General features: G+C 71.3%; 14 protein-coding genes and 1 pseudogene. 11 read left to right on the top strand and 4 right to left on the bottom strand.

Annotation, left to right across the window (positions count from 1 at the left end):
* Positions 1–3: 3 nt before the first annotated feature.
* The 5 genes from ACZZ98_RS07025 to idi are packed head-to-tail and all read left to right on the top strand — an operon-like array spanning position 4 to position 4,039.
* Positions 4–807: a UbiA family prenyltransferase gene (locus ACZZ98_RS07025; protein WP_463515561.1), complete on the top strand. Its 804-nt coding sequence runs from the start codon at positions 4–6 to the stop codon at positions 805–807.
* Complete coding sequence (locus tag ACZZ98_RS07020; protein ID WP_463515560.1) at positions 804–1,907, top strand: type III polyketide synthase; 1,104 nt, start codon at positions 804–806, stop codon at positions 1,905–1,907. The genes ACZZ98_RS07025 and ACZZ98_RS07020 overlap by 4 nt, the downstream gene beginning before the upstream one ends.
* Positions 1,904–2,446, top strand: a complete 543-nt coding sequence (locus ACZZ98_RS07015; RefSeq protein ID WP_463515559.1) for an isoprenylcysteine carboxyl methyltransferase family protein — start codon at positions 1,904–1,906, stop codon at positions 2,444–2,446. The genes ACZZ98_RS07020 and ACZZ98_RS07015 overlap by 4 nt, the downstream gene beginning before the upstream one ends.
* On the top strand, positions 2,439–3,473 hold the full coding sequence (locus ACZZ98_RS07010) for an NAD(P)/FAD-dependent oxidoreductase (protein WP_463515558.1): 1,035 nt from the start codon (positions 2,439–2,441) through the stop codon (positions 3,471–3,473). Before ACZZ98_RS07015 ends, ACZZ98_RS07010 begins: the two co-directional genes overlap by 8 nt.
* Positions 3,470–4,039, top strand: coding sequence for an isopentenyl-diphosphate Delta-isomerase (idi, locus tag ACZZ98_RS07005; RefSeq protein WP_463515557.1), 570 nt, complete (start codon positions 3,470–3,472; stop codon positions 4,037–4,039). The genes ACZZ98_RS07010 and idi overlap by 4 nt, the downstream gene beginning before the upstream one ends.
* On the opposite strand, the gene ACZZ98_RS07000 is transcribed toward idi, so the two are convergent.
* Positions 3,990–4,418 (bottom strand): SRPBCC family protein, encoded by a 429-nt coding sequence (locus ACZZ98_RS07000; protein ID WP_463515556.1) that lies wholly within the window; start codon positions 4,416–4,418, stop codon positions 3,990–3,992. The two genes, idi and ACZZ98_RS07000, sit on opposite strands and share 50 nt — an antisense overlap.
* A gap of 96 nt (positions 4,419–4,514) precedes the next feature.
* Here ACZZ98_RS07000 and ACZZ98_RS06995 point away from each other — a divergent pair, with 96 nt between their 5' ends.
* Together ACZZ98_RS06995 and ACZZ98_RS06990 are read left to right on the top strand one after the other, a co-directional pair.
* Positions 4,515–6,563, top strand: a complete 2,049-nt coding sequence (locus ACZZ98_RS06995; protein ID WP_463515555.1) for a cytochrome c oxidase assembly protein — start codon at positions 4,515–4,517, stop codon at positions 6,561–6,563.
* Complete coding sequence (locus ACZZ98_RS06990) at positions 6,563–7,372, top strand: carbon-nitrogen family hydrolase (RefSeq protein WP_463515554.1); 810 nt, start codon at positions 6,563–6,565, stop codon at positions 7,370–7,372. Before ACZZ98_RS06995 ends, ACZZ98_RS06990 begins: the two co-directional genes overlap by 1 nt.
* Positions 7,373–7,381: 9 nt before the next feature.
* Here the strand turns inward: ACZZ98_RS06990 and ACZZ98_RS06985 are convergent, their stop codons facing one another.
* Positions 7,382–7,789: an SAM-dependent methyltransferase gene (locus ACZZ98_RS06985; protein WP_463515553.1), complete on the bottom strand. Its 408-nt coding sequence runs from the start codon at positions 7,787–7,789 to the stop codon at positions 7,382–7,384.
* A gap of 3 nt (positions 7,790–7,792) precedes the next feature.
* Positions 7,793–8,596, bottom strand: a complete 804-nt coding sequence (locus ACZZ98_RS06980; protein WP_463515552.1) for a PIG-L family deacetylase — start codon at positions 8,594–8,596, stop codon at positions 7,793–7,795.
* A gap of 193 nt (positions 8,597–8,789) precedes the next feature.
* Here ACZZ98_RS06980 and ACZZ98_RS06975 point away from each other — a divergent pair, with 193 nt between their 5' ends.
* From ACZZ98_RS06975 to ACZZ98_RS06960, 4 genes and pseudogenes are all read left to right on the top strand, one after another.
* Positions 8,790–10,238 carry a zinc-dependent metalloprotease family protein gene (locus ACZZ98_RS06975; protein ID WP_463515551.1) on the top strand — a complete coding sequence of 483 codons (1,449 nt, stop codon included), beginning with the start codon at positions 8,790–8,792 and terminating at the stop codon, positions 10,236–10,238.
* A gap of 93 nt (positions 10,239–10,331) precedes the next feature.
* A complete protein-coding gene (locus ACZZ98_RS06970) occupies positions 10,332–11,714 on the top strand; it encodes an FAD-binding oxidoreductase (protein ID WP_463515550.1) in 1,383 nt (460 codons plus the stop codon).
* Positions 11,715–11,817: 103 nt separating this feature from the next.
* A complete protein-coding gene (locus ACZZ98_RS06965) occupies positions 11,818–12,081 on the top strand; it encodes a DUF6458 family protein (protein ID WP_380086165.1) in 264 nt (87 codons plus the stop codon).
* Positions 12,082–12,523: 442 nt separating this feature from the next.
* Positions 12,524–13,048: pseudogene (locus ACZZ98_RS06960) on the top strand (hemerythrin domain-containing protein); the annotation flags it as partial.
* 224 nt (positions 13,049–13,272) lie between these two features.
* Here ACZZ98_RS06960 and ACZZ98_RS06955 read toward each other — a convergent pair.
* A complete protein-coding gene (locus tag ACZZ98_RS06955; RefSeq protein ID WP_463515549.1) occupies positions 13,273–15,144 on the bottom strand; it encodes an acyl-CoA dehydrogenase in 1,872 nt (623 codons plus the stop codon).
* Positions 15,145–15,284: the final 140 nt, after the last annotated feature.

The raw sequence follows: 15,284 nt of genomic DNA, 5'->3' as shown, positions 1-15,284 counted from the left end.
GCCATGAGGACGACCGCACTGGCACTCGTGCGCGCCGCGCACGCCGGTCCGGCGCTCGCCGTGACCGTGCTCTCCGGCCTCCTGGGCGTCGCGGCGGACCTCTCCGCCTCGCAGGTCGCGGTGGTGACCTCCGCGGTCCTCGCGGGACAGCTCTCGGTCGGCTGGTCCAACGACCTGCGCGACCGAGCCCGCGACGCTGCGGTCGGGCGCTCCGACAAGCCACTCGCCAACGGTGAGGTGGGCGTGTCGACCGTGCGGGCCGCGTGCGCGCTCGCCGTGGCCGCCACCGTGACCCTCTCCCTTCTCTGCGGGCTGATCGCGGGGGTGGTGCATCTCCTCTGCGTGGCCTCTGCATGGACCTACAACCTGTGGCTCAAGGGGACCGTCGCGTCGTGGCTCCCGTATGCCGTGTCCTTCGGTGGTCTGCCCGTCTTCGTCGAGCTCGTCGTCGGCGCCCTCCCGCCGGTCGAGGTGGTGCTCGGTGGTGCGCTCCTCGGAGTCGCCGCCCATCTGCTCAACGTGGTACCCGATCTGGCGGACGACGCGGCCACGGGGATCCGCGGCCTGCCGCACCGTCTGGGGGCCCGCACGAGCGTCGTGGTGGCGGTCGGTCTGCTCGTCACCGTGACGGTCCTGCTGCTCGCCGCGGACATGGTGACGGGAGGACCCGATGGCCCCGTCGCCGTCGTCGTGGGCGTGACCGTGGCAGGGTTGGCAGTGCTCGCCCTGCTCGGCTCCGGCCGGGTCCCCTTCTATGCCGCCATCGGCATCGCGTTCACGGACGTGGTGACCTTGGTGGCCCGGTGAACCGCTCCCGCTCGGATCGAGGCAACTTGCACACTCGACTGCTCTCCGTCGGCACCTCGCTCCCGCCACACCGCCATCGCCAGAGCGACATCACCGATGCCTTCGCCCAGGTGGTCGTCGAGGCAGGTGCCAGCGAGCGGCTGCTGCGGTCCGTGCACGCCAACGCGGGCGTGCAGGAGCGTCACCTCGCCCTCCCCCTGGCCGACTACGCCGGCCTGCGGGGGTTCGACGAGGCCAACGACCTCTTCCTCGAGCACGCCGTCGCCCTGGGCGCCCGGGCCCTCGAGAAGGCCCTGGCGGGAGCGGGCCTCGTCGCCTCAGACGTCGACCTCATCGTCTCGACGACCGTGACCGGGCTGGCTGTGCCCTCCCTCGACGCCCGCATCGCGGCCGTCGTCGGGCTGCGCGAGGACGTCAAGCGGGTGCCGATGTTCGGCCTGGGCTGCGTCGCCGGGGCCGCCGGAGTCGCGCGGTTGCACGACCACGTCCTCGGCCACCCGGACGACATCGCCGTGCTCGTGGCCGTCGAGCTGTGCTCACTCACCGTCCAGCGCGACGACACGAGCGTGGCCAACATCGTTGCCAGCGGCCTCTTCGGGGACGGCGCAGCCGCGGTCGTCGTGGGTGGCCCGGCCCGCGACTCCCGCATCGAGGTCGTCGACAGCCGCAGCCGGCTCTATCCCGACAGCGAGCGCACGATGGGCTTTGACATCGGCGCGACGGGACTGCGCATCGTCCTCGACGCCCAGGTGCCGACGATCGTCCAGCGCTACCTCGGCGGGGACGTCGACCGGTTCCTCGCCGACCACGGACTCGTCCGCGAGGACGTCGGCTGGTGGGTCTGCCACCCCGGGGGCCCCAAGGTCATCGACGCCGTGCGCGACAGCCTGGGCCTCACCGACGAGGACGTCGAGCTCACCCGCAGAAGTCTTGCCCGGATCGGCAACCTCTCGTCCGCGTCCGTCCTTCACGTGCTCGCCGACACGCTCGCGCTGCGCCCGCCACGGCCGGGGACGCACGGCGTGCTCCTGGCGATGGGTCCGGGCTTCTGCTCCGAGCTCGTCCTGCTGCGCGCCACGGGTGAGGACGGCGAGGCGTGAGCACCCTGACGGCGTTCGTCGTGGTCGTGCTCCTCGTGGCGCTCGAGCGCCTCGCCGAGCTGGTCGTCTCGAAGCGCAACGCCGCGTGGAGCCTCTCGCAAGGCGGTGTCGAGACCGGTCGCGGGCACTACCCGGTGATGGTGGTCCTGCACACGGGGTTCCTCGTGGCGATGCTCGCCGAGGCGCTCATCCGTCGGCCCGTGGTGCCCCCGGCGTTGGCGTGGTCGATGCTCGTGGTCGTCCTCGCCGCCCAGGCCCTGCGGTGGTGGTGCATCCTCACCCTCGGGCGTCGCTGGAACACGCGGGTCATCGTCGTCCCCGGTCTGGCGCCGGTCCGGTCGGGTCCCTACCGCTGGCTCCGCCACCCCAACTACGTCGCCGTCGTGGCCGAGGGGTTCGCGCTGCCGCTGGTCCACGCCAGCTGGGTCACCGCCCTCGTCTTCACCGTCGCGAACGCCGCGCTGCTCACGGTGCGGCTGCGCGCGGAGAACGCCGCGCTCGCGACCCTTCCGGTCGCGGAGAGCGCGACGCATGCGTGACCTCCTCGTCGTGGGCGGCGGCCCGATCGGTCTGGCCACTGCCCTGTATGCCGTCCGCGCCGGTCTCGACGTGACCGTGCGTGAGCCGCGTTCCGGGGTGATCGACAAGGCCTGTGGCGAGGGGCTCATGCCCGGAGCGGTGGCAGCGCTCGACGACCTCGGCGTCGGCCTCCACGGGACGCCGATCACCGGCATCCGCTACCTCGACCGCCATCGGCAGGTCGACGCCGAGTTCACGGCCGGGACCGGGATGGGGGTGCGCCGCACCGCGCTCCACGCGGCCCTGCGCGAGCGCCTCCATGCGACGGGGGTCCGCGTCGTGCAGTCCCCGGTGGCCCGGCTGGAGGACTGCGGTGACCACGTCATCGTCGACGGCGAGCCGGTGCGTCACGTGATCGCCGCCGACGGGCTGCACTCGACGGTGAGGCGGCTCACCGGCCTGGACGCCCCCCGGTCCTGGTCACGGTCGCTGTCACGCCGCTATGGCCAGCGAGTGCACGTCGCGTGCCCACCCTGGACCTCGTTGGTCGAGGTGCACTGGGCCGGGTGCGGTGAGGCCTACGTGACCCCGGTCGGTCCGGGTGAGATCGGGGTCGCCGTCCTCAGCGCGCAGCGGCGCCCCTTCGAGGAGCTGCTCGAGGGCTTCCCCCTCGTCCGCGAGCGGATCGCCGGTCGCTCCCGGTCGGCGGTGCGCGGGGCCGGGCCACTGCGTCAGCGCTCCCGTCGCCGCGTGCAGGGCCGGGTGCTCCTCGTCGGCGATGCGGCCGGCTACGTCGACGCGCTCACCGGCGAGGGGCTCGCCATCGGCATGGCGCAGGCCGCAGCGGCGGTGGACGCGGTCATCTGTGGTGACCCGGCGGCATACGAGCAGGCATGGCGACGCATCCGGCGCCGTCACGACGCCCTCACGCTCGGACTCGTCACGGCCACCCGTCTCTCGGTCGTGCGACGGGGACTCGTCCCCGCGGCCCGAGTGGCGCCCGCGGTCTTCCGCGCTGCCGTCAACCAGCTGGCGCGACCGGCATGACCTCCTCGCAACGCCCCGTGGCGGGCACGGCGTCCTCCGACGAGGTCGAGCGGGTCGTGCTGCTGGGCGACGACGGGACCCCGATCGGGACCGCGCCCAAGGCGGAGGTGCACCACCTCGACACCCCGCTGCACCTCGCCTTCTCGTGCTACCTCTTCGACGGGCAGGGGCGGCTGCTCATCACCCGGCGGGCGTGGTCGAAGCGGACCTGGCCCGGCGTGTGGACCAACAGCTGTTGCGGGCACCCGGCGCCGGGTGAGGCACCGGCCGACGCGGTGCGACGGCGGGTATCGCAGGAGCTGGGCGCCGAGATCGACGCGCTGCGCCTCGAGCTCCCCGACTTCCGCTATCGCGCGGTCATGGACGACGGCGTCGTCGAGAACGAGGTCTGCCCCGTCTTCTTCGCCACCTGCCCCGACCCGGAGTCGCTGTCGCCGGACCCGTCCGAGGTGGCCGAGCACGAGTGGGTCGACTGGGCGACGTTCCGCGACGACGTCCTCTCGGGGCGGCGCGAGATCAGCCCGTGGTGCCGTCTCCAGCTGGCGGAGCTTGCGCAAGTCCCCTGATCCGCCGCAGGCCGAGCCACAGGACCGGGGCGTATGCCGTGGCCCACCAGGGCGCCGTCATCTCGACGCGGCAGCCGCCCTCTCGTGGGCGGACGGAGTGGCCCGTGGCGGGCACGCCGGCCACGTGCCAGGTCCACTGCCGCAGGGGCGCGGTGTCCTCCCAGGCGTCGATCCTGAAGGGGAGGCCGGGGCCGACCGAGGTCCAGACCGTGCCCGTCGCGCCGGGGCTGATCCGCCCACCTCCACCGTCGACGTGTGCCCGCCTCACGGTCGGGCCCCATCGCGGCCACTGGTCGACGCGGACGAGCAGGTCCCAGACGACCTCGGGCGCGGCGGCGACGTCGAGCCCGAGGGTCAGCGGTGGCGGCGAGAGCTTCATCGTGGCCACTCTCTCAGGCACTCGGTCCAGGCGGGCGACCGACGCGGTGCGGGGTCTGACCTCGGAGCCCGGCAACGTCTGCCTACGCTGTCTGTCATGACCACCGCCCCGGCCACCGCCCCGGCCACCGGCCGCACCGCCTTGGGCCCGGTGGCGGTCGTCACCGTGAGCGGGCTCGTCGTCACCCTCGTCGCCGCGTCCCTGGCGGGCGTCCTCGCCCCCCTCGTGCTCGACGACCCCGGACCCCTCGTCCGCTTCGCCCTGCCCCTGGCGCGGGTCGTCAGTGACATCTCCTCGGCAGCCACGCTCGGCCTCCTCATCCTCGCGGCCTTCCTCGTGCCGGAGCGCAGGACGACGGAGCGGCGCATCCAGGCGGCTCGACTGGCAGCCGTCACGGGAGTCATCTGGTTCGTCGCCGCCGGTCTCGGCGTCCTCCTCACCTTCGCCTCCTTGGCGGGCCTCGGCCTGGGCGACCCCGAGCTGGGGCGTCAGTTCCTCACCTTCGTCTGGTCCCTCGAGGTCACGCGCGTGCTGTCGATCTCCACGGCGGTGGCACTCGTCGTGACAGGTGGGGCGCTGCTCGCCCGCACGCGTCCTGCCTTCGCGTGGCTCGCTGCCCTCACCCTGGCCGGCATCGTCATCATCGCCCTCACCGGCCACTCGGCGGGCAGCGCCAGCCACGAGGACGCCGTGAACTCCCTCGGTGTGCACCTCATCGGCGTGACCGTGTGGGTCGGTGGCCTGCTCGCCATCGCCCTCATGCGACCACGGATCGGCCAGGACCTCGGCGCGACGGTCTCGCGCTACTCGGTCCTGGCGGGCTGGTCGTATGCCGCGGTGGCGGTCACCGGGTTGCAGCAGGCCGTGATCCGGCTGGGCTCCTTCTCGGGGATCAGCTCCGCCTACGGCGCGATGGTCGTGGCCAAGACCGCGATCATCGTCGTCCTCGGCGTCATCGGCTGGCAACAGCGTCGCCGCGTCATCGCGACGATCAGCCAGGGCGGCAACGGCTTCGCCCGCCTCGTCCTGCTCGAGCTCGCCCTCATGGCGGCGGCCATGGGGCTCGGCGCCGTCCTCGGCCGGACCCCGCCGCCGGTGCCCGACGCCGAACAGTCCCCGAGCGCCGTCCTCTCCATCACCGGCTTCCCCGACCCGGGGCCGATGTCCGCGGCCGACTGGTTCACCGCCTGGCGCCCCAGCTGGCTCATGATCGCCATCGCCGTGCTGGCCGTCGGTCTGTATGCCGTGGGTGTGGCCCGTCTCAGGCGCCGTGGCGACGCGTGGCCGGTCCACCGCACGATCCTCTGGACGCTCGGCTGGGCCGCCTTCGTCTGGGCGACGAGTGGCGCGCCCGACGTCTGGGGTCGCGTCCTCTTCTCGGTGCACATGGTCATGCACATGGTCATCGCGATGGTCGTGCCGCTGCTTCTCGTCCCGGCTGCGCCGCTGACGCTTGCGCTGCGCGCGCTGCCGGCTCGCCAGGACCGCACCTGGGGGCCCCGTGAGGTCATCCTCCAGGTGGTGCACTCGCGGGCGATGAAGGTGCTGGCCAACCCCGTGGTCGCCGCCGTGTTCTTCTTCGGCAGCCTCGCGGCGTTCTACTGGTCGCCGCTGTTCGAGCTCGCGCTGACGACCCACTCCGGCCACCTGCTGATGCTCGCCCACTTCTTCCTCACCGGATACCTCTTCACCTGGGTGCTCATCGGCATCGACCCCGGTCCACCGAAGTGGTCACCGGCCATGCTCCTGCTCATCCTCTTCGCGACCATCTCCTTCCACGCGTTCTTCGGGGTCGCCCTCACCGGCACGAAGTTCGTCCTCGCGCCCGGCTTCTTCGAGCAGATCAACCTCCCGTGGGGTCCACCCCTGCTGGCCGACCAGGAGCGAGCGGGCGAGATCGCGTGGGGCTTCGGTGAGGCGCCGACGCTCATCCTCGCGGTGCTCGTCGCTCTGCAGTGGTTCCGCCGGGACCGCCAGGAGACGGTGCGGCTCGACCGGCAGGCCGACCGCGACGACGACGCGGCGCTGCGTGCCTACAACGAGCGGCTCGGTCGACTTGGTGGCGAGACAACGACCGGCAAGACCGGGACGGGCAAGACCATGACGCGCAAGACCATGACCGGCGAGACCCGGGGGAAGAGCTGATGCGGGCCGCGATCGTCCAGCTGGCCTACGGTGACGCCGAGTCGATGCCGCAGCGGGTCGAGCGGGTCTGCGCGCTGGTGCGCGGCGTCGCGGCCGAGCACCGGCCCGATCTGGTCGTCCTCCCCGAGCTGTGGGGTCCGACCGGGTTCGACTACCGCCGCTGGGAGGGTCTCGCCGAACCCCTCGACGGGCCGTGGGTCGAGGCCATGACGCAGCTGGCGGCCGACACTGCGACGACGCTCCATGCGGGGTCGTTCATCGAGCGGTTGGCCGCGCCCGGGCTCGATGGTCGGACGCTCGCGAACACGTCGGTGCTCTTCACTGCGGACGGTGGGCGGACGGCATACCGCAAGATCCACCGCTTCGGCTTCGGCTCGGGGGAGCCCAAGCTGCTCGAGGCCGGCGCTGACGTCGTCACGACCCAGATCGCCTCTGGCACAGCGGAACCCGTCACGGTGGGCCTGTCGACGTGCTACGACCTGCGCTTCCCCGAGCTCTACCGCCAGCAGCTCGACGCGGGTGCGCAGGTCTTCGTCGTCCCGGCCGCGTGGCCGGCTGCGCGGATCGCGCACTGGTCCCTGCTGGGTCGTGCCCGTGCCGTCGAGGACCAGAGCTTCGTCCTCCAGTGCAACACCGCCGGCACCCATGCCGGCACCGAGATGGGCGGTCGCAGCCAGGTGGTCGCCCCCACCGGCGAGGTGCTGGCCGAGGCCGGCGTCGACGAGGAGGTCCTCGTCGTCGACATCGACCCGACCCTCGTCACGAGCACTCGCGCAGGGTTCCCGGTCCTGGACGACCGCCGCCTCTGAGCAGGTCGCTCAGGCGCGGCTCGTCGTGGGGTCGATGAGGATCGGGGCGCCCTCGACGAGCATCGCCCGCAGGCTGGCGAGGGCGTCGTCTCGGCGTTGCGGGTGGCGACCGTCCAGGACGCCGACGCGGCAGGCGAAGGCGAGGTCGTACGGAAGCTCGCCGGGCTCCAGCCGGGCGTCCTCGACGGCGACCTGCCTGACCTCGAGCAGGCCGGCCGCGATCTCAGCGGCGCACGTGCGGCGGGTCAGCTCGACAGCCGTCGGGGAGCGGTCGATCACGAGGACGAAGCCTGCGCCGATCCGGCGAGTCACCTCACGAGCGGCCGCGCCCGGAGCCCCACCGACCTCGAGCACGCGCATTCCCGGCCTGAGCTTCAGCGCGTCGACAGCGTCGCGCAGACGCGGCGACAGGGCCACCCGTCAGGCCTCGAGGTCGGCGAAGGGCCACCCGTCGACCATGCCCGGCGCGCGGCCCGGCTCGATGTAGAACTCTGTGCCGAACCACGCCAAAAAGGTGTCGGGCGGCAGCTGCAGCATCATGCCGACGTCGCTCACCTGGCTCGCGTGGGACGCCAGCGCCGCCCGCTTGGAGTCGATGTCGGACGACACGTCGACCTGCCAGTGGATCTGGGCCTCCGGAGTGCCGATCGGCTCGCCGTCCTCCATCGGCTGGTCGGGATCGAAGGCGCCCTCCTCGCCGGCGGCCTGGGATGCCTCCCACCCGGCGCGCATGGCGTCACGGTTCATCGTCGTCTCGAGCAACCGGGGGCGACGTGCCGCGAGGTCGGCCGCCCGGTGGCCGACGTGGTGCACCTTGACGTGGTCGGGGTGGCCGTAGCCGCCGTGCCAGTCGTAGGTCACGAGGACGTCGGCGTCCTCCTCGTCGAGCACCTCGACGAGCCGGCCCGCGGCCTCGTCGAGGTCGGCGCTGTGGAAGGACTGCTCATGAGCGTTCTGCTCCCAGCCGTGCATCCCCGAGTCCTGGTAGCCCAGCCACACGATGCGCTCGGTGCCGGTGACCCGTGCCGAGGCCTCCGCCTCGGCCCGGCGGAACTCGGCGAGGGTCGTGCCCTCCGGGAGGTCCTCAGGGGCGGAACCGTGCTCGCCTCCGGTGCCGTAGGCGACGACGACGCGGTGGCCCTCGCGAGAGAGCCGGGTCATGGAGCCGGAGGTCGAGGAGGCCTCGTCGTCGGGGTGGGCATGGAGGAAGACGATCGTGGCCATCGAACCATCCTGCCCGCCAGCACCGACAGCGCCGAACCGGCCCCGGGAACCCCCCGGGTTCCGGTCAGAATCCCACGGACCCGAGTAAAAGTCTGGTCAGGAAATGCCCGGGACCCTAGCGCCGGGACGCCGGCGTCGCCCACCCTTCGGAGGGGCCATCCGCCTTCATCCCTGTCCGAGAGGCGACACCAACATGTCGAGAACCAGCCTTGCAGTCATCGTCGGCGCCAGTGCCGCACTCGTCCTTCCTGCCGCCGGCGCCGCAGCCGTGCCGGGTGCCGTCGACCCGGTGCCGGGCCAGCGGGGCGTCGCCGCTCTCGTCGATCGGCCGACGCCGGGCGCCCAGGCAGGACGCGTCTTCGCCGGACGGCTCGACGAGCTGGCCCGGCACAACGGGATGCGGACCGCCGAGCTGCGTGAGGTCCTGACCAAGGACCGCACCGCCTGGGTCGACCAGGACGCACGGCTCTACTACGTCGAGCCGATGAGCCCGGAGATGCAGGCCCGGGCAGCGGCCGGTGACAGGACGAGCGCCAGGAAGCCGCCCAGGCCGCCGCAGCCTCCCACCGGCGCCGGCCCGGTCGCGCCGGCGCTGTCCAGCCTGCCGGGTGCCAGCAAGGTCATCTACATCGACTTCAACGGCCACACGATCTCCGGCACGGCGTGGAACGCCGGTGGTGGACCTGCCTCGGTCAACGTCACGCCCTATGACACCGACGGTTCCCCCTCGACGTTCAGCGCCGCGGAGAACGCCGTCATCACCGAGACCTGGCAGCGGATCGCGGAGGACTACGCGCCCTTCAACGTCAACGTCACCACGGTCGACCCTGGCGCCGACGCCATCAACCGGTCGAGCACGACCGACGTCAACTACGGCTCGCGCCTGCTCATCGACCCGACGTCCTGGTACCAAGCGGGGTGCGGCTGCGGTGGCGTGGCCTACGTCGGGGTCTTCGACTCGGCCAACAACGGCTACAACCAGCCCGCGCTCGTCTTCACCCAGGGTGTCGGCAACGGGGCCAAGAACATCGCCGAGGCCGGCAGCCACGAGGTCGGCCACAACCTCGGTCTGAGCCACGACGGCACCGCCACGGTCGGCTACTACACCGGGCACGGCGCCTGGGCCCCGATCATGGGCGTGGGCTACAGCAAGGCCATCTCGCAGTGGAGCAAGGGCGAGTACGCCAATGCCAACCAGCGCCAGGACGACATCGTCGTCATGGGCCAGAACGGTGCAGCGGTCAAGGCCGCCGACCATGGCACGACCACCGCGACCGCCACCGCGATCACGGCCGGGACGACCGTCACGGGCGTCACGACGACGGCCGCTGACGTCGACCACTTCCGGGTGCAGCTTCCCGCGGGATCACACACCTTCACGGCCTCGCCCGCCGCGGTCGGCGCCAACGTCGACGTCGAGCTGACGGTCCTCGACAGCGCTGGTGCAGAGCTGGGCAGGTGGAACCCGGCCTCGGGCCAGACCTCGTCCAGCACGGCAACCGGGCTCGGTGCGACGGGCACGCTCACCCTCGCAGCAGGCACCTACCACGTGCGCGTCGACGGCTCCGGCTTCGCCGACCCGTTGACCACCGGCTACACCGACTACGGCAGCATCGGCGCGTTCAGCGTCCGGGTCGACTGACACCCGCCGCCGCACACCCCGAAGCGGGGTCCTCTCCTTCGAGAGGGCCCCGCTTCGTCGTGCGGTGGGTCGACCCCTTCCTAGGATGGGTGGATGAGTGATCGCAGCGCTGCCGTCGCCGAGCTTGTCGCCTCCCTGCCCGAGGGGGTGGTGGCGACGGCGCCCGAGGCGCTGGAGAAGTACCGCCAGGACTGGGCTCGAGACCCCGACGCCGGTATGCCGTGTGCCGCCGTTCGCGCCGAGACGGCCGAGCACGTGCAGCTCGCCGTCCGCTGGGCGGCGAGTCACGGCATACCCGTCGTTCCACGGGGGGCGGGCAGTGGCCTGAGCGGGGGAGCCTCCGCGATCGAGGGTGGGCTGGTCGTGAGCCTCGAGCGGATGACCGCCATCGAGATCGACCCGGCTGCGCGCTGCGCCGTCGTCGAGCCGGGCGCCTTCAACGCCGCCGTCAAGAAGGCCGCGGCCGAGCACGACCTCTGGTACCCCCCGGACCCGAGCTCGTTCGAGATCTGCTCGATCGGCGGCAACGTCGCGACCAACGCGGGCGGGCTGTGCTGCGTGAAGTACGGCGTGACGACCGACTACGTCCTCGGGCTCGACGTCGTCCTCGCCGACGGGCGCCTGGTCACGTTGGGAGGCAAGCGGATCAAGGACGTCGCCGGCCTCTCGCTGCTCAAGCTCTTCGTCGGCAGCGAGGGCACGCTGGGCATCGTCACCCGCGCGACGCTGCGCCTCGTGCCCGCCCAGCTCGCGCCCTCGACGCTCGTCGCGACCTTCGACTCGGTGCGCGCTGCCGCCGAGGCGGTCGTCGCCATGGGTCGAGTCGTGCGAGCGTCGATGGTCGAGCTCATGGACAAGCCCACGGTCAACCAGGTCGAGGACTTCGCGCCGATGGGTCTGGACCGGGAGCGGGCCCTGCTGCTCGTGCAGTCCGACGCGCCCGAGGGGGCCCGCGCCGCCGAGATGGCGGTCATCGAGCAGGCCTGCGTCGACGCTGGCGCCGTCGAGGTCTTCGTGACACACGACCCGGTCGAGGGCGAGTCGTTCGTGCGCGCCCGGCGGCTGGCGTTCCCGGCTGCCGAGGCTGCCGGTTCCCTCCTCCTCGAGGACGTCGGGGTCGAGGTGCCGCTCCTGCCCGACCTCGTCGCAGCGGTGGAGCAGATCGGCGTCGACCGTGGCGTCGACATCGTCGTCGTCGCCCATGCCGGTGACGGCAACACGCACCCGATCGTCATGTACGACGCAGCCGACGCCGACTCGACGACCCGGGCCCGGGCAGCATTCGAGGACATCCTCACCGCTGCCATCGAGCTCGGCGGCACGATCACCGGCGAGCACGGTGTCGGGCGCCTCAAGCGGGACGCCCTGCCGGCCATGGTCGGCCCCGACGTCATGGAGCTCAACCACCGCATCAAGGACGCCCTCGACCCCGACGGCATCCTCAATCCCGGGGCAGTCCTCGTCCCCCTGCGCTGACCCGAAAATGACCCCCACCGCAAATCCGCAGGTCAGGGAGACTTGGGGCTTAGAATTGAGCAGATCCGGGCCTCAGCCCCGGACCCGGCCACAAGGAGTGACCATGTACATCGGACTCGGAATCGTCCTCTTGGTACTCGGTGCCATCTTCGCCTTCGATGTCATCACCGTGGACATCCCAGGCATCGACCAAGGTGCCCTCGGCTGGATCCTGCTCGCTGCGGGTCTTCTCGCCATCCTGCTCTCGCTCGCCATGCGCAGCCGCACGCGCCCGACCGGCTTCACGACGACCCGCTCCTCGCAGGTCGACCCGGCCTCGGGTTCGCGGGTCGAAGAGACCCACGTGGATCCGGACCGCCGCATCTGAGGCGAGCCACACGGCATACCCACGAGACCCCGGTGACCACACGGTCACCGGGGTCTCGCGCGTCCTGCGGCCACCTAGGGGGAGTGCTCCCCATCGACAGACGTGCCGGGCCCTGGAAGGGTTGGCACCAACGCGGACCGGGGGGGTCCGCCAGCTCGAACAGGGAAGAGTCGAGCGACAGCACGGGGCGCCCGCCCTGGGAGGGGAGAGTGGGCGCCCCGCCGCCGTCCCTCGGCGCGTCGCCTGTTCCACCGGTTGCGCGCCACCGCCGTCGAGCCGCGCTTTCCTGAATCGCGACCACGTGGCGACGTCGAGGTCTAACGTCGGATCGTGGCCGAGATGAACATGAACGTCATCATTCACACCGCGGTGCGCCGTGACCTGACCCGCTTCGAGTCCGCCCTGCGGAAGCTTCCCTGACGGGAACGGTGCCCGAGCCCGGCAGCTGCGCCACGCCTGGGCCACTCTCGACCGGCAGCTCCACCACCACCATGAGTCCGAGGACGCCCACGTGTGGCCCTACCTGAGGGGGTTGGGGGTCGCCGACCCAGCGCTGCTCGACTCGATGGAGAGTGAGCACCGGGCGATGGCTGATGGCTTGGGCGCGGTCGCGAGCGCCCTCGATGCCCTGGTCGCTGATCCGAGCGGGGCCCGGGCCACCGCGGCCGCCGACACCGTCGCCGAAACCGCCCGGGTCACCAACACCCACCTGGTCCACGAGGAGCAGGACGTCATGCCGATCATCATCGAGCGCGAGCACACGCCCGAGTGGAAGGCGGTCGAGAAGCAGCTCCGCAAGGGCGGCCCCGTGCTGGCGGGTGAGCTGTTCGCGTGGCTGGAGGACGGCGGCGACCCCGTGGCGCTCGCGTCCCTGCGCTCGACCGTGCCGGCGCCGGTGCGGTTCGTCCTCAGTCGCTTCTTCGGTCGGGCCTACCACCGCGAGGTCGCGCCCGTCTGGCAGGCCTGAGACTCACTGCAGACGGGTGGGGCGGTAGAGAAGCGGTGTGGGTCATCCAGCTCCATAACCTTTGAGTGTTCGCCTGAACACCTATCGGTTCTCGATGCCGGCGACCACAAGGCGGTCCGGCGGCACATGCTCAGGCCTCTGCCAGACGCGTATGCCGCCCGCGCGAGGTGCGCGGACGGCATACCGGATGGTGGGTGTGGACTCTCAACCCTGGAGAGGCGAACTCAGAAGGCCGACTCCGGCACGTCCATGAGCTCGTTGTCGGTGGCCTCGGCCATGGTGCGCTCGGCGGCGAGGCGCGGGAGCACCTGACGGGCGAAGAACTGCGCGGCCGCGACCTTGCCGGTGTAGAAGGCGCGGTCCTTCTCGCTGACCCCACCCTCGAGGGCCTTGAGCGCGACGTCGGCCTGGCGCAGGAGCAGCCAGCCGACGACAAGGTCACCGGCGCCAAGGAGGAGGCGCGTGGTGTTCTGGCCGACCTTGTAGAGGTTGGTGACGTCCCCCTGCTGGCGCGGGTCGGACTTCATCAGCTCGCCGACCATGTAGCCGAGGATGCCCTGGACGTTCTCGAGGCCCTCGCCCAGGAGCTCGCGCTCGCGGTCGAGCCTGCCGCCGTGGCCGCCGAGGTCCTTGGCGAACTCCTGGATCTGCATCGACAGCGTGGTGAGGGCCTGGGCCTTGTCCTTGATGATCTTGCGGAAGAAGAAGTCAAGGCCCTGGATGGCGGTCGTGCCCTCGTAGAGGGTGTCGATCTTGGCGTCACGGACGTACTGCTCGACCGGGTAGTCCTGCAGGAAGCCGGAGCCACCGAACGTCTGCAGCGACTCGGTGCCGAGCAGCACCCAGGCGCGCTCGGACCCGAGGCCCTTGACGATCGGGAGGAGCAGGTCGTTGACGCGGTTGGCCTGCTCGGCGGGGGAGCCGTGCTCGAGGGTCTCGGCGCCGGTGCGGAGCTGCTCCGTGTCGACGATGTCCTGCTGGGCGGCCGTATAGAGGACGAGCGCGCGCAGTCCCTCGGCGTAGGCCTTCTGCAGCATGAGGCTGCGACGCACGTCCGGGTGGTGCGTGATCGTCACACGCGGGGCGGACTTGTCGGTCTGCTGCGTGAGGTCGGCGCCCTGGACGCGCTCCTTGGCGTACTCGAGCGCGTTGAGGTAGCCGGTCGACAGGGTCGCGATGGCCTTGGTGCCGACGAGCATGCGGGCGTTCTCGATGACGCGGAACATCTGGGCGATGCCGTCGTGCACGTCGCCCAGCAGCGTTCCGGTGGCGGGCTTCTCGCCGCCGAAGGTGAGCTCGCAGGTCGTGGAGACCTTGAGGCCCATCTTCTTCTCGACGTTCGTGACGTAGACGCCGTTGCGCTCGCCGAGCTCGCCGGTCTCGAGGTCGACGGCGTACTTCGTGAGGATGAAGAGCGAGAGGCCCTTGGTCCCGGGGCCGGCGCCCTCGGGGCGGGCGAGCACGAAGTGGACGACGTTGTCGACCATGTCCGACTCGGCGCTCGTGATGAAGCGCTTCACACCGGTGATGTCCCAAGTGCCGTCCTCGTTCTGCGTGGCCCTGGTGCGGCCGGCGCCGACGTCGGAACCGGCGTCGGGCTCGGTGAGCACCATCGTGCAGTGCCAGTCCTTCTCGACGATCCAGCGGGCGAGCTTCTTCTGCTCGTCGTTGCCGAGGATGTGGAGCAGCTTGGCGAAGCCGTAGGACGCGTTGAACATGAGCAGGGCCGGGTTCGCGCCGAGGACGAGCTCGTTCATGGCCCAGCGCAGGCTCGGCGGGGCGACCGTGCCGTCGAGCTCGGCGGGCAGGTCGATGCCCCAGAAGCCGCTGTCGCGGTAGGCCTTGTAGGACTTCTTGAACGACTCCGGCATCGTGACGACCTGCGACTCCGGGTCATAGACCGGTGGGTTGCGGTCGGAGTCCTGGAACGACTCGGCGATCTCGTTCTCGCTGAGGCGCGCCATCTCCTTGAGCATCTCGCGCGCGGTGTCGGTGTCGAGGTCCTCGTAGGGGCCGTGGCCCAGGACGTCACCGCGACCGAGCACCTCGAAGAGGTTGAACTCGATGTCGCGCAGGTTGCTCTTGTAGTGGCCCATGCCACCATGGTGCTACCCACGAGTAGGACCGGGCAAGGCGGTGGTCCGCTTTGTGACTAAGCGCACGCTTAGTGGGCTGCGTCACGGGACGTGGGCGGACGGCATACGGGCAATGCAGGGGTATGCCGTGTGTGCCGGTC

This window comes from Knoellia sp. AC549 (assembly GCF_979258975.1).
This window is presented reverse-complemented; position numbering and strand designations above follow the sequence as displayed.